Annotated in this window: 8 protein-coding genes; 2 read left to right on the plus strand and 6 right to left on the minus strand. The window is 42.2% G+C overall.

What is annotated here, in order from left to right; translation table 11 throughout:
• From BM176_RS08600 to BM176_RS08620, 5 genes are all read right to left on the minus strand, one after another.
• Positions 1 to 1,812 (minus strand): class I mannose-6-phosphate isomerase, encoded by a 1,812-nt coding sequence (locus BM176_RS08600; protein ID WP_090101840.1) that lies wholly within the window; start codon positions 1,810 to 1,812, stop codon positions 1 to 3.
• A gap of 5 nt (positions 1,813 to 1,817) precedes the next feature.
• Positions 1,818 to 4,712: a glycoside hydrolase family 38 N-terminal domain-containing protein gene (locus BM176_RS08605; RefSeq protein WP_090103320.1), complete on the minus strand. Its 2,895-nt coding sequence runs from the start codon at positions 4,710 to 4,712 to the stop codon at positions 1,818 to 1,820.
• 102 nt (positions 4,713 to 4,814) lie between these two features.
• On the minus strand, positions 4,815 to 6,317 hold the full coding sequence (locus BM176_RS08610; protein WP_090101842.1) for a RagB/SusD family nutrient uptake outer membrane protein: 1,503 nt from the start codon (positions 6,315 to 6,317) through the stop codon (positions 4,815 to 4,817).
• Between the two features lie 32 nt (positions 6,318 to 6,349).
• The gene (locus BM176_RS08615) at positions 6,350 to 9,418 is read right to left on the minus strand and encodes a SusC/RagA family TonB-linked outer membrane protein (RefSeq protein ID WP_090101844.1); all 3,069 of its coding nucleotides are present in this window, start codon (positions 9,416 to 9,418) and stop codon (positions 6,350 to 6,352) included.
• Positions 9,419 to 9,541: 123 nt separating this feature from the next.
• Complete coding sequence (locus BM176_RS08620) at positions 9,542 to 10,855, minus strand: glucosidase family protein (protein ID WP_090101846.1); 1,314 nt, start codon at positions 10,853 to 10,855, stop codon at positions 9,542 to 9,544.
• 246 nt (positions 10,856 to 11,101) lie between these two features.
• Here BM176_RS08620 and BM176_RS08625 point away from each other — a divergent pair, with 246 nt between their 5' ends.
• Positions 11,102 to 11,833 (plus strand): GntR family transcriptional regulator, encoded by a 732-nt coding sequence (locus BM176_RS08625; RefSeq protein WP_090101848.1) that lies wholly within the window; start codon positions 11,102 to 11,104, stop codon positions 11,831 to 11,833.
• Positions 11,834 to 11,858: 25 nt separating this feature from the next.
• On the opposite strand, the gene BM176_RS08630 is transcribed toward BM176_RS08625, so the two are convergent.
• Positions 11,859 to 12,479, minus strand: a complete 621-nt coding sequence (locus tag BM176_RS08630) for a pyridoxamine 5'-phosphate oxidase family protein (protein ID WP_090101850.1) — start codon at positions 12,477 to 12,479, stop codon at positions 11,859 to 11,861.
• A gap of 81 nt (positions 12,480 to 12,560) precedes the next feature.
• On the opposite strand from BM176_RS08630, the gene BM176_RS08635 reads away from it, so the two are divergent.
• Positions 12,561 to 14,057, plus strand: a complete 1,497-nt coding sequence (locus BM176_RS08635) for a MocR-like pyridoxine biosynthesis transcription factor PdxR (RefSeq protein ID WP_090101852.1) — start codon at positions 12,561 to 12,563, stop codon at positions 14,055 to 14,057.
• Position 14,058 lies beyond the last annotated feature (1 nt).

Genomic DNA, 14,058 nt, shown 5'->3' on the forward strand with positions numbered 1-14,058 from the left:
TTATATAGACGTTATACTATTAAAAATATAATGGTCTTCTTTTAAAAAGGCTTTAATCACTTTTGCTTTTCTCTTACCTAAATTACTAATAAGGCACATCTTAGTCGCGGCAGGAATGACAAAGGTTTCTGCGTATTGATAAACAGTACTTTCTCCATTTGCTGCGATTACAGTAATAGCACTACCTTCTACCAGCATCATTACCAGGCAACAGTCATAAGTCTGTACCACAATTTCCGTATCAAATTCCAGCCGGTGTACATCGTAAAAATGATCTGCGTGTGTAGGTAAATGTACAACCTGCCAGTCTGCACTTTTCTCTATTATCTTTGGTACGGATAACAATTGTTTGTTTACAACAGAACCCTGGCGGCTGAAATTCAGATTATTGAAAGCATGGGGAATATTGATGGCTCTTGGTTTGTCATCAAGGCCCCGTCTGAGCCAGTCGTACATCTTAAAGGTAAAGATATATGGTGTAGCGCTGATCTCAAGAACCATATTATTAGCGCCTGCACTATGTACGGTACTGTTGGGTATTAAGAAAAGATCGTGTTTATTGGCCTTATGTTTCTGTACGTACTGTTCAATATCCAGAGGCTGGTTATTATCCCTGCTGAATTCCAGTTCTTTCCTGAATGTAGCTGCATTAATCCCTTCCTGAAAGCCCAGGTAAACTACAGCATCTTCTTTGCAGTCCAGAATATAATATGTTTCGTCCTGGGTGAAGGTTTCTCCGAAATATTCTCTGATATAATTCAGTGAAGGATGACATTGTATTGACAGGTTACCACCATCGAATGTATCAAGAAAGTCGAACCGTATCGGGAATTCGTACTTGAAAATATCTGCATGTTTGCCAAGGATGGCTTTGTACTGATAAAACATCATCCATTCAAATGGCAATTCCAGTATGTTACCACTACTTCCAAATAAAACTCCGTTTTCCGGCACGATCATTTCGAAAGACCATGCATAATTTACTTCTTCTTTGTTCAGGCCTTCGATATGTTCTTTCATCCATTGGCCGCCCCAGGCCCCCGGCTCAAACCAGGGACGTACACGAAATACAGCATTACAGAGTTGTGCTATGCCTTCCTGCAAGTCTGCACTTGTGATCCAGGTGAGAGTATCGTACCACTGAGCATCTCCCAGAATCCTGATCCTGTTCATCAGGGTACGTTTATATTCATTCAATACAACCCAATCTACAAAATAAAAGCGTTTATACATTTCCGCTTGTGCCGTGATAGCTTTACTACCCAGGTTGACTGCCTCCCCCGCACGCATACGGTATTGCAATTCGTTCTTTGCAATTTCCAGGAATACAACAGGTCCTTGTAGCCGGGTTAATGCAGCACCCGTACCTAATACGATATTGAGATCGAAGGAAGCATCCGGTTCTACAGCAACCAGTTTATCCGCATCAAAAAAATCAGCTAATGAAAGGGTACTTTTTGTTCCCCATACATCTCCATCTTTACCAATAAAAGGTATTACGAGTGCATCTATTACTTCTGGATCTTTAAACAGATTTTCCGTAAAGTGCCACTTAACTTTCACATGGAGCCGGCGGAATTCCTTATCTAAAGCATCGTATACAATGTTCCAGAAAACACCTGTATAACCGTCTATCAGTACCAGGTTTTGCGTAGCCATCCAGTTAGCCAGACTGGTATATCCTTCATGAATCTTTCCATTTCCTAATTCATGAACCGGATAAATATTGTATCCATTATGTTCTTTTTGCCCATCTATATGGACTGGCAATAAAGGTTGTCCTGAATTACGCCATTCTTTAAGTATGTTCATCTCTCCTATTTAATTGCTACACGGATCATCATCACATCTTTCGCAGGTATATTGAATGTGGTACTAAGTGGAGATTTATTCTCTTCCAGCAAAGTGCTCTCCCATATATTCAGAGAGGCCATTTTGTCTTTAGCAGTCAGCGTTACTGCGGCAGGTGTTTCCTGTACATTCACCAACTGCAGCAATACACTTTTACCATCCCTGGAAGGATTGATATTTTCTATGTATACATTCTTAGCAGTTATATTAAAGAACAGGGATTCTTCTGCAGGGCCGGCAGCAGGCATAACAACCAGTTGCTGATGATTTTCGAGACCATAGCGATTTACATCGTCTGCATTATAGGCATTATGTACCTGGAGATAATAGCGGAAAGTAGTCAGTCCTTCCTGATCTCTCCGGAAATTGGTATGCCATAAGTTATTCATTACCCAGGAAGAGATTGTGGGTTGCTGTTCTGTGAAATTCAGCCAGTGTTTCGGATCATCAAGGCTACCTAATAATCCAACAGTGGTATATTTACCGATTTCGAACAATGGAGCATCGGGACTTGACCAGGTGATGCCAAAATCTTTGTTGGACACATCTACCCATCTCTGCATCGTGTACCAGTTCCTGTTAGCATGTTTCAGTTGGTCAGCTTCAGCGTTGATACCTGCCCATGGAATGCTGTAACGTACCTGTGCCGCAGGCACACGGAAAGAAAATGCGAAGTGTACACTTTCTTTTGCAGGGACAGCTGTTTTGTCGATGGTATTGATCAGTTCTATGTTATCCAGACCTGCTACCAGTCTTATTTCACGGGTGAGTTTATTTGCACCCGGAGCAGATGAAGATACCAGCAGACTTGCTACCAGCGGGCCTTTTTCTTTAACAATGATAGTTGCTTTACCTGTGTATTGAATCTTTTCCAGGGAATCACCGGGTAGGTAAGTATATTGATTGAGACCTGTAGAATCGGCCAGGTTATGGGTATTGCCGGCCTTTTGTAATTGAATGATGTTACCTGTAATTGTATCCAGAACGATAGTATAAATACCATTCTGCAAACTGTTTCCTCTTACTGTCACAATACCTTTTTCATATGCTTTACCTTTCTGAATAGTAAATCGCCGTTTTGAATAAGGAGGAATTTGTTCCGCCAGGATTGCCAGTTCTCCTGAAGTAAGGCGCTGGGAAAGTACTTTTTTACCATTGCTGTTCGTCACAAGATCTCCCGCAGAGCTTTGGGCAGTTGGAATAATAACAAGGCCGGTATGTATTGTGTTCAGTGTGTTATATACATCTATAGCATTGGCCACAGGAGTACCTTTTGCGCTTTCTGCCAGGAGAGCCTCTGCCTGAGATTTACCATTCAGTGCAAAAGCCTGTTTGTAATTCCATTGAGAAACTGCTTTAGGATCTTCCGGTTGGGAAACACTGTTATATGCCCCCCAGGTATGTTCGTTGAACATTACAATGTTAGTCCAGGCTTTATCAAAAGCAGCAACGGGATAGTCTTGTTTGCCTCTTATAGCCCATATAGCACCTGCTTGTTGCAAATGATCTGAAGCATTCCTGTTGATAGCTGTTTCACGTGCAGCAGAGGCGATTCCGTCTGTCCAGTATTCTGTGTAGTCCCCTTCTATTACCGGAATCTTATCTTTATAAGCTGTTTCGAAATCCTGGAAGAATTGTTTTGTAGAGGTAATAATTAAACGTGGTGATGCATAATGTTCATTCCATGCTTTTACAGCTTCCGGTAATTCCGGATCTATGGGTGCATTATCGCTCATTGCCCATGTAAGCAATGTCATATTGTAAGGGTAACTTTTCTGATCAAGTTTAGCGAGATAGCCGAACAGATAAGGGTTCAGGAAGTTTTCAGAAGGTTTACCAGTAAAATATGGTTTAGGATCTTCTATAGTAAAGAAGTTTGGGATTTTAGTCCCTTTGAGTGCGTAACCGATGGAATAGGGAGAAGATTGATAGAAGAGTAATTTCTGATTACCGGAGGGGGAAGACCAGTAGAATGGTTTATCGCGCCAGGAATCTGCTGTACCAATACGGTCAGAAGCATTTGGTGCGCTCAGAAAATATTTGATACCTGTAATATCGGCCTGGCTGGATAACCCCCAGGAGGAACCGGGAACATCACCCTGGAACATGGTGTTTACTTCGATACCATGTTCTTTAGCAATGCGGGTACCGGTGGCGAACATATGCATGAGTTGTGCAGGACTGGTAGCGCTTGTGTTGATATTACCATAGGCACCATCAAGATTGATCCATCCTTTTTTCACGGCGTCCCAGAAAATGCGTTTCTTTTCATCATCTGCACGGGCCAGGTAGTTTTCCACTACCCAGATAGCTTCCGTATTCCATTTAAAGCGGGCTTCGGCCGGATAATTTTCTGAGTGCTGCCCGATTTTAATAGCTTCATCGATATTATTCATGTGAATAGCCAACACTTTTTCCTGTATGTTCGTATATCCCACATCGACATGAGAGTGAGGCATTATGTATACACTCCACTGGCGTGTAGGAGCTACGATACAGCGGGCGACATATTCCTGTCCGTTTGACTGATAGCGGACACTTAACTGTCTCTCTTCTTTTACAGGAGCACCCGGCAGCGGCAGTTCGTAATATGAGAGACCGGTTTCGCTGGCGGCTATAAGGAGACTGTCTTGCAAACCGTTAAAAGAAATATAGACCTTACCTGGAGAATAACTGTTACCACCGTGAAATATAAGCCGGACCATACGGCTTTCAGTTCTTTTATATTTCAGGTAGGCAACAGTTGGCTGCAATTCTACTGAAGTAAATGATGGCTTTGCATGTTGTCCATTGGTTTGCCCATGGGATGCAAGGCAAGGTATACAGCAGTACATTAAAAGTTTAAACACTTTTGTTTTCATAAAAAACCTTCTATGTACAAACATATATACATACAATCAGGAATGCAAATAAAATTCTCCAGGCAAGGCCTCTATTTTATCTAAGTAACTGTTTTACAACACTTAAAACCCGGTATTATTGGGTTGTAAGTTAGGATTCACATCTATTTCCTGTTTTGGAACCGGGAATAATAATTGTTTTTCGGCGAAAGTTGCGTTGAAAACGGTAGTATGTCCTACAAAGTTATCCCAGTTGCCAGTCACATCATTATGGACTTTCCTGGTACGGATCATATCAAACCACATTTTATTTTCGAAGCACAGTTCATAATAACGTTGCAACCACACTTCCTGTTCAAAAGCCGTCTGGTCCAAAGCACCTATCGCAGCCTGGTTAGCACGGGCACGAATAGCATTCACATAACTGATAGCATCAGGATTAGGCGCCCCCTCTGCACGGTTAGATGCTTCTGCATACATGAGGTAAACATCTGCCAGGCGGTAAAGGGTGAAGTTCAGATCGGATTTCGCGGTGCTGGTAATAGCTGTAGAATCGAAGAACTTATAGATGTAAGTAGAAGAAAATGTAACAGTATCAGTGCTATTGATTTTACGATATTTTGTATAAAAGAACTGTCTTTCCTGTACCCTTTTATCTCCAACAGGGAACGATTTTATAAACTGAGGAGTTGGATATACAGAGCCATATTCATCGGAATATTTTGAGATACCTGCATAATTGGGAATAGTAAGTGGAGTTAGCGGATTGGTAGACGGAACGGAAGCCGCATACTGCACCTGGAAAATAAACTCTCCTTTATTCTTATTAGCGGGATTGATCATATCGGTATAATTCGGGAATAAGGAATAGCCACCATTCTGGATCACAGCTTTTGAGCGTTTGGCAGATTCAGCATAGAATTCCTGTCCCCCATTGATAGCAGCTCCCGCATATGTGAGGTATACATCTGCGAGAATAGATTCCACTGCACTCATAGATACTTTACCTGTGTTGTCCGACCATGCCAGTGTTGATTTCTCAGCTTCCAGCAGATCGGGGATAATGATGCTATCATAGATCGCTTTGGCCGGTGTACGTGAAAGATTGAGATCCAGCGATGTAGGTATAGTAGTCACTTTTGGTACTGCTCCATACATCCTTACAAGGTAAAAATAATACAGTGCCCTCAGTGTATGTGCTTCTGCCAACATGTTTGTTTTATCGGCATCTGCAACAGAACTGATAGGTGGAATGCTTTGCAGGGCAAGGTTACAGGCACCTACACCGAGATATAAATGCTGCCACCAGGTATCCACATAAAAAGAGGTAGAGTTATAACTCAGATTCTGGAAATTGGTGAAGCCTGTTTGTCCGAGATCTGTATTAGCTTTCCCAGTCATAAATTCCATGAGGTTATATGTATTACCACCGTAGGAACCTGACTGGCCATTTAAAAAGCCCTGAAGGTCTGTATAACAACCATTTGCAAAGGCGCGTGCCACTTTCTCGCTGGAAAGACCTGTACCAGGAGAGATGAAATTGGTAGGATCTTCTTCCAGGAACTTCGTACAGGAGAAGTTCAGTAGTATTACTGCTGCTAAGAATATATATTTTGACGTTTTCATTTTGTATTAGTTTTTGCTTAAAAAAGAACCTCTTACAATCCCAGTGATACACCTACGTTCCATACGCGGGGACGTGGATAGGAGAAGAAGTCAAGGTTTTGTGAGAATGCATTGTTTGCACCATAACTTGAATTATAAGTATCAACTTCCGGATCGTAACCTGTGTATTTTGTAATCAGGAAGAGATTTTGAACGCTTGCATAAACACGCAGACGGCTTATTTTCATTCTTTGGTTAAAGGCATCAGACATGGTATATCCAAGTGTGAAATTCTGGCCACGGATGTATGAGCCATCTTCTACCCACCATGTATCAAAGTGAGAATCCTGGGTAAATTTATAAGTGCGTACCTGTGCTATCATTGTATTCTGATGCTCTGGAGTCCAGGCATTCAGTACTGTTTTCAGGCTGTTAGCCAGAGTTTGCCTGTCTTCCGTGGAATGTTTGAAGGTAGCAGCAGTATTTACCCCTTGTACAAAACGGATATCGAATGAGAAGTCCCATCCTTTATAATTAATGGTACTGCTAAAGGTTCCTGTCCATTTAGGATATGCACGCCCAATGATGCTGTAATAATTACTACCGTCAGCATTGTAGATATATTTCCTGTCTCCCGGTTTCAGATTGTGTGTGGCAGCGTCAGCAGCTTCGTCGGTACTGTAGGTACCCAAACGTGTCATACCATAGAATGAACCGATAGGCTCACCTACACGCAATACGTTTGTTTGGCCGAGGAAGTTAGGACCCGGAAAGATATCTGCGTTACCGTTATTCAGTTTCAGTACTTTGTTCTTGTTGGTAGTAAAGATGAAGTTGGTTGCCCATGTGAAGTTTTTTGTTTTCACATTTACGGTATGCAGGTTTACTTCTAAACCGGTGTTTCTTACAGAACCTACGTTCTTATATACATTCGCATTACGCATACCGGCAGACCATGGAATAGGAGCCTGTAACAACAGATCTTTTGTAGTACGGTTGTAAAGGTCCACGTTCAGATCGATACGATTTTGTAATAATCCCAGTTCAATACCAGCATCAGCCTGCAGGGAACGTTCCCATTTAAGATCTGCGTTACCAATGTAACCGGGCAGTAATGTAGACTGGTTAGCACCGTTCAGTACAGTTGTACCTGGCTGTACCTGTGCGATGGACTGGTATTGTCCGATTTCCTGGTTACCCGAAACACCGTAGCTGGCGCGAATTTTCAGATTATCGATCCATTTAGAGTGTTTTAAGAAATCTTCTTCAGAAACACGCCATGCAACACCTGCAGAGGGGAAGAATGCATATTTGTTATTAGCACCGAATTTGGATGAGCCATCATACCTACCGGTAGCAGTGAAGAGATATTTATCATTGATATTATAAGTAACACGAGCAAAGTAGGAGTTCATGGTCCATTTGTAATTCAGAGATCCTGTATTAGAACGTACGGACCCTGCATTCAGATAGTACCACTGGAAGAAGTCATCCACGAAGTTTTGTGTTTCAGCCAGTAAAGTCTGTTGCTGGAACTTCTGAAAGGACATACCAGCCAGGGCTGTCAGGCGCTGACGTGAAGTAACCTGTTTATTCCAGGTGAGATAGTTTTCAGATTGCCAGTAGGTATTTGTATAACTGGTAATACGTGCAATACCACCCTGATCTTCAGATAAGTGAGGCAGGTCACTTGCAGAATAGAAATTGTTCTTTTGTGAATTCAGGTTATAACCGAAATCGGTTTTGAAATCGAGATCTTTCGCAATATGAAACTGCAGGTAAATATCTCCCAGCACTTGTTGCGAATTGGAAGTAGTATCCCTGTTTTTTGCGATATGTACAGGGTTTGGACCACCTTCCAGACCTGCAATATCAAAGTTACCAGCCCAGCTGCCATCCGGATATTTGATTGGAACGATGGGTACTTCTTCGCTCACCATGCGGGGAACGTTCAACGAACCATTAGCATCTGATACTACTTTTTGCTGACTCTGAATGAGTGAAAAGTTACCTCCTACGGTAAGCCATTTATTCACATCATTGTCGACTGTCAATCTTGCTGAATATCTTTTAAAACCGGACTCTATCATCAGACCATTCTGATTGAGATATCCTACTGAAAGGCTATATAAAGATTTCTCCGAGCCGCCCTGAAAGTTCAGGTAATGGCTGGTTGAATAAGAAGGTTTGTAAACCTCTTTTTCCCAGTTAGTATTATAAAGAGGTTTATCATTCTCATCAAACAGTTTGGGCAGGCTGGCATGATTCATTTGTACAGGGGGAGTCCAGGTACCACCATTTGGATCGAACTTGGTAGCATTTGCAAAGGCCAGGTTGTAGGTCTTAACAAATTCTTCTGAGTTCAATGTTTCCAGGTGTCTTGACAGAGTACTCACGTTTACATTTCCTTCGTAGGTGATGTGTGATTGTCCGCGTACACCACGTTTGGTAGTAACCATGATTACACCGTTTGCACCTCTTGCTCCGTAAATAGCTGTTGAAGAAGCATCTTTCAACACTTCAATGGAAGCAATGTCATTAGGATTGATGGCATTACCATCCACTCCTATTACACCATCTACCACATACAGCGGGTCGATATTAGAGTTGATGGAACCGATACCACGAACGCGCACTTTAGCTACCTGACCGGGAGTACTGCTGTTCACGTTTACATCCACCCCTGCCACTTTACCCTGCAGGGCCTGTGAAATATTCGGGACGGGTTTGTCCATCAGCTGTTCTGCTTTAAGCGTAGTAACAGCTCCGGTGAGGTCGGATTTTTTAACGGCACCATAACCAATTACTACAACATCATTCAGTGTACCTATTTTCTCCTCTAAAGTGATGTTGATAGTTGTCTTGCTACCTACGGTTACTTCCTGTGAGGCGTACCCCGTATAAGAGAATATCAATACAGCCTTTGCATCAGGCACCTGTAATGTATAGTTCCCGTCTACATTCGTGACAGTACCACTAGAGGTTCCTTTGACGGCAATATTAACACTGGGCAACGGCGATGCCCCTTTTGCATCGATAACCCGACCGCTTATTTTTAGCTGGGCCATTGCATTCATGGAGAATAGAATGCATGCAAGGACATAAATAAAAATCCTTTTCATAACGAAACTTTTTGATGTTGGGAATTGTTTTCAAAAACTTTTATAACGTGATACTCTAATCCTCCCTAATTATGAGTTTCCGGGTATTTTTCTCTGCTACAATGTCGGGTCTTATCCGGGTTTTTATTTTTGTTGGGCTGCCCACTGTTTTAACAGTGTAATGGCATCATACAATACGCCGGCTTCTCCTCTGAAATTGCCGGATCCTTTAGGTTCTCCTGTCTGAACATCATACCATTCGTAGAAGCCATTGTGCTTAATAGCGCGGTCAATGATTGGGTTCAATTCATCCCAGGCTTCCTTGGTAAATCCATTTAGCAACAATGCCTGAATCATACGTCCACCGAACCATGTCCAGTCACCTGCATTCTGATACAGGTAGGGTTTCATGTTTGGGAATTCCTTTACCGGATATGGTGGGTAAACAGTAATACCGATGGTAGCGTATTTTTCTTTTGATGCTGCTTGCACTATTTGTTTATTGATCAAAGCAACTTCTATGGGCGTATTAAAGCCAGCAAGAATTGCACAGGCAGAACCTCCTGTATACAGAATTTCTTTTTCGTTGAATGATGCAGAGAACGGACTTCCATCCAGATAAATATGCGGTAGATATTTATTTTCTTTAGTCATCCATAGGTGTGTGCGTACATTTCTCCGGATTTCTTTCGCTACTTCATTCCAGTTTTTCGAAGAATTATAGTTATGCGGTTTCATGGCCAGAAAGTCCTTGATAGCGATCACATACATCGCGTTATCATAAATATCGATGGCCCATTGGGTTTTATTGTTAATAGCTACCCCCCACCCTGTTTCTGGCTGAACGTCTCCCCAGTCGATGGTAGTAGCACCGGTTACCAGTCCATATTGTTTCGACCATCTTTCTTTAAGGATATAGTTGAGAGCATCTTCCAGCCGTTGCAATACAATTTTATCACCTATCTTTTCTGTGAGTATGGAACTGTCTTTTGTAACTTCTATATATTTTCTTACAGCCTGTACCAGTGATGATTCCTGGTCCGTTTCCACTGTATTTTTGTGTGCGGCCCATCCAGGGGCGAGGGCTGAATAGCGATACTGATAACCTGCATTTGCTTTGCTGCTATCAATTACACCATCTACAATATCTCCTGTATTTCCCTGCATTCTGAAAAATAGTAACAACATCTCCCTTACCTTTTCCGGAGTCTGGACCTTCAGCGATCCCTTGATGAATGTGTTGAAATCTCTGATCCAGACCTCTCCATAGGATGTACCGGCGGCAAATCCGGTGAGCAGACGCAATGAGCGATCCTGGATTGTATCCAACCTTCTATCAGTTAAGATAGCTTTTGCAAGTGATGCCGGAACCTGGATTTGTGCAGATGCATTCTCAAAAAAAATACCGGGTATCCAACAACTGAGTACAATAACGGGAACTATAACAATTTTTCTCATGGGTCCTTCAATTCAGAATACTATGTACAAACATAGAAACAACATGTTATTAAAGCAAGAGATTATTTTTAAAATTTAACTTTTTATATGAGATTTATTTCATTACACTGATATATAATGATTTATAAATTTATTATAAACACAATAATACATACATAGTCCTTTAAAAAGGATGCTTTGAGCATACATATTATACAAAGTAATCTGGTAAATTGTACTTTTAGGTAATTTTTTACCTTTTACAACATGAATTTTAGTATAGATCATAAGAATCCTTTACCTCTGCACATCCAGGCTGAAAACCTCTTACGCACCATTATCAAGGATCCACAGTATGCTGAAGGGAAATTCTTACCAAATGAAGTGCAGTTGGCTAAGCAACTTGCAATATCCAGGTCCACATTACGCCAGGCATTAAATAAGCTGGTGTATGAAGGCTTGCTGATCAGAAAAAAAGGGATCGGTACTAAAGTTGCAGAACCTGCAATCACTTCAAAATCGAAGAACTGGCTTTCCTTTACACAGGAAATGACAGCCAGAGGGATCGCCATAAAAAATTATGAGCTACATGTTACGTGGACTACTCCGGAAGAAACAGTCGCCAACTTTTTCGATATTAATGTAAGTAAAAAAATATTGAAACTGGAAAGGCTTCGAGGAAAAGCAGAAGGCCCTTTTGTTTATTTCATCTCCTATTTTCATCCAAGAGTAGGATTATCCGGTGATGAAGATTTTAAACGTCCGCTGTATGAAATCTTAGAGAAGGACCATATGGTAACGGCTACACTCTCTAAGGAAGAGATCAGTGCAAAAGCTGCAGATAAATTCCTTGCAGCGAAACTGGAAGTAGAGCCGGGAAGCCCATTACTAGTGAGGAAGAGATTTGTTTATGATCAGGGAGAAAGGCCGATAGAGTATAATGTGGGATATTACAGAGCAGATAGCTTTGTATATACTGTGGAGAGCAGAAGGGAATAAGAGACAAACAACAGATGAAAACTTACTACACCTGTAAGTGTGGCGGAAGGGGGATCTGTTGACTTAATTCATCAGCCAACGGGTGCATTCTTTTTGTTTCCAGGGGAATAATCCCAGACCATATAGGAAGTGCCTGATCTTCTTCATCATCAATTGGCATTCCGGTACGCACCTTTGCAGATGCTTCGTCCAGTTTAAATGCCAGCACTGTTGTTTTTCTCACTTCATTCTCTTTAACAGGCCGCAGGTAATCCCAGCTGCCAGGTACAACCTTTTCAGTGAGCCATTGGAACATGGCCTTCTTCAACTCCGGGTCTTCAATCTTCTCTGCTTCAGCAAATATTACTACAGAACGATAATTCATTGAATAATTGAAGGCTGACTTAGCCACGACCAATGCATCGCCCAGCGTAACAGCAATACATACCGGTATCCCCTTTTCCAGCTCACGCATAAAATGACTACCCACTGATCCATGGATGTAGATCTTGTCCTCATAGCGAACAAAGGCAGTTGGAATAGTAAATGGCTTATTATCAGCTGCATAGCTTACAGTGCAAAAGATTGCTTCATCCAGGATGGGATAAATAGTGTCTGCATCAAAATGTGCCCGTTTGGCCAAACGGCTGGGAATTAGGTTTGCCATGTATTTATTTTTTACAAAGTTGTACCTTTATTGGATGGATATAATCATCCAGTTTTAACAAAACGAGTAGTCCACTTTATCATGCAACCACTTTCCACCCTCCTTACAGTCGATAAAACGGTTCGTGAACCAGTTTACCTGCAGATTTCCAATCAGTTAATGGAATTAATCAAAAAGGGTACGTTACAAGCCGGACACCGGCTGTTAAGTACAAGAGAGCTGGCGGAACAACTAAACATTCACCGGAAAACGGTGGTGCAATCATATGATGAGTTGCTGGCGCAAGGCTGGCTGGAAAGTCATGCAGGGAGTGGAACATTTGTAGCAACTCATTTGCCGGAGATCAAACCACAGCTTTTGCTGAAGGATGCTATCAACCCGGCCAGAACAGCAGGATTTACCTTTAAGGCAACACCGCACCTTAACAAGGACGTGGTTAAACCTCAATTCAATCTACACCTGGATGATGGCTTTCCGGATGCCCGGCTGGCCCCGCTGGAAGAGTTATCAAGAGCTTACCGCAGCCAGCTGTTGAACGGCAATCCCTATTTACGTTTAGGTTATGGGGATACCCAGGGATCCTCCTGGCTTCGACAGGAATTATCCTCTTATCTGAATAAAACACGTGGACTAAAAACTACCCCGGAGAATATCCTGATTATCAGGGGAGCAGTGATGGGAGCCTACCTGATAAGTACAAGCTTCCTGCAGAGCGGAGATAACGTAGTGGTAACCACTTTAAGCTGGGTAGGCGGTAATATGAATTTCATGCAGGCAGGCGCTAACCTTATAAGGATAAAAGTAGATGAATACGGCATGGATGTAGATGAACTGGAACAGCTTTGCAAAAAGAAGACAATCCGCATGGTATATGTGACCTCTCATCACCACTACCCTACTACTGTGCCATTACGTGCCGACCGCAGGATCCAGTTACTTCGCCTGGCTGAAAAGTATGGCTTTATCGTTTTTGAGGATGATTATGATTATGACTTTCATTACCAGAGCAAACCCTTACTGCCTCTGGCCAGTGCCGACCAGAGAGGTATGGTATTATACTGTGGTTCTTTTACCAAAACGGTCTCTCCCGCCTTCCGGGTGGGTTACATGGTAGGATCCGAAAATGTGATCCAGCACCTGGCAAAACTACGCCGGATCATAGACAGGCAGGGTGATGCGATGCTGGAGAATGCCATGGCTGAGCTATTGCAAAATGGTGTTATTCAGAAACACCTGCGTAAGTCATTACGATTATATAGAGAAAGAAGGGATGTCTTCTGCGAACTACTGAAAAATGAGTTATCTGATTATGTGCAGTTCAAGGTTCCTGATGGTGGTATGGCTGTATGGACAACCTTTGATCCCAAAGTAAACCTGGTGAAACTGGCACAACAGGCATCGCAGCAATTGCTTTATATTTCTGACGGGGTATGGCATCATAACGATGATCAACAAGCAAACGCTACCCGCCTGGGGTTTGCATCTTCTACCCCTCAGGAGTTACAGCGATGTATTGAGATACTATCAGAATTACTTAAACACAAACAGGTGAAAAGTGCATACTTAATTAAGCAATGAC

The organism is Chitinophaga sp. CF118, assembly GCF_900112615.1.
In the GTDB taxonomy this organism is placed as follows: domain Bacteria; phylum Bacteroidota; class Bacteroidia; order Chitinophagales; family Chitinophagaceae; genus Chitinophaga.

Bases quoted from the DNA above. Each gene is read 5' to 3' on its own strand.
- BM176_RS08600 (WP_090101840.1), bottom strand. From the start codon at position 1,812: ATGAACATACTTAAAGAATGGCGTAATTCAGGACAACCTTTATTGCCA.
- BM176_RS08620 (WP_090101846.1), bottom strand. From the start codon at position 10,855: ATGAGAAAAATTGTTATAGTTCCCGTTATTGTACTCAGTTGTTGGATA.
- BM176_RS08635 (WP_090101852.1), top strand. From the start codon at position 12,561: ATGCAACCACTTTCCACCCTCCTTACAGTCGATAAAACGGTTCGTGAA.
- BM176_RS08625 (WP_090101848.1), top strand. From the start codon at position 11,102: ATGAATTTTAGTATAGATCATAAGAATCCTTTACCTCTGCACATCCAG.
- BM176_RS08610 (WP_090101842.1), bottom strand. From the start codon at position 6,317: ATGAAAACGTCAAAATATATATTCTTAGCAGCAGTAATACTACTGAAC.
- BM176_RS08615 (WP_090101844.1), bottom strand. From the start codon at position 9,418: ATGAAAAGGATTTTTATTTATGTCCTTGCATGCATTCTATTCTCCATG.
- BM176_RS08630 (WP_090101850.1), bottom strand. From the start codon at position 12,479: ATGGCAAACCTAATTCCCAGCCGTTTGGCCAAACGGGCACATTTTGAT.
- BM176_RS08605 (WP_090103320.1), bottom strand. From the start codon at position 4,712: ATGAAAACAAAAGTGTTTAAACTTTTAATGTACTGCTGTATACCTTGC.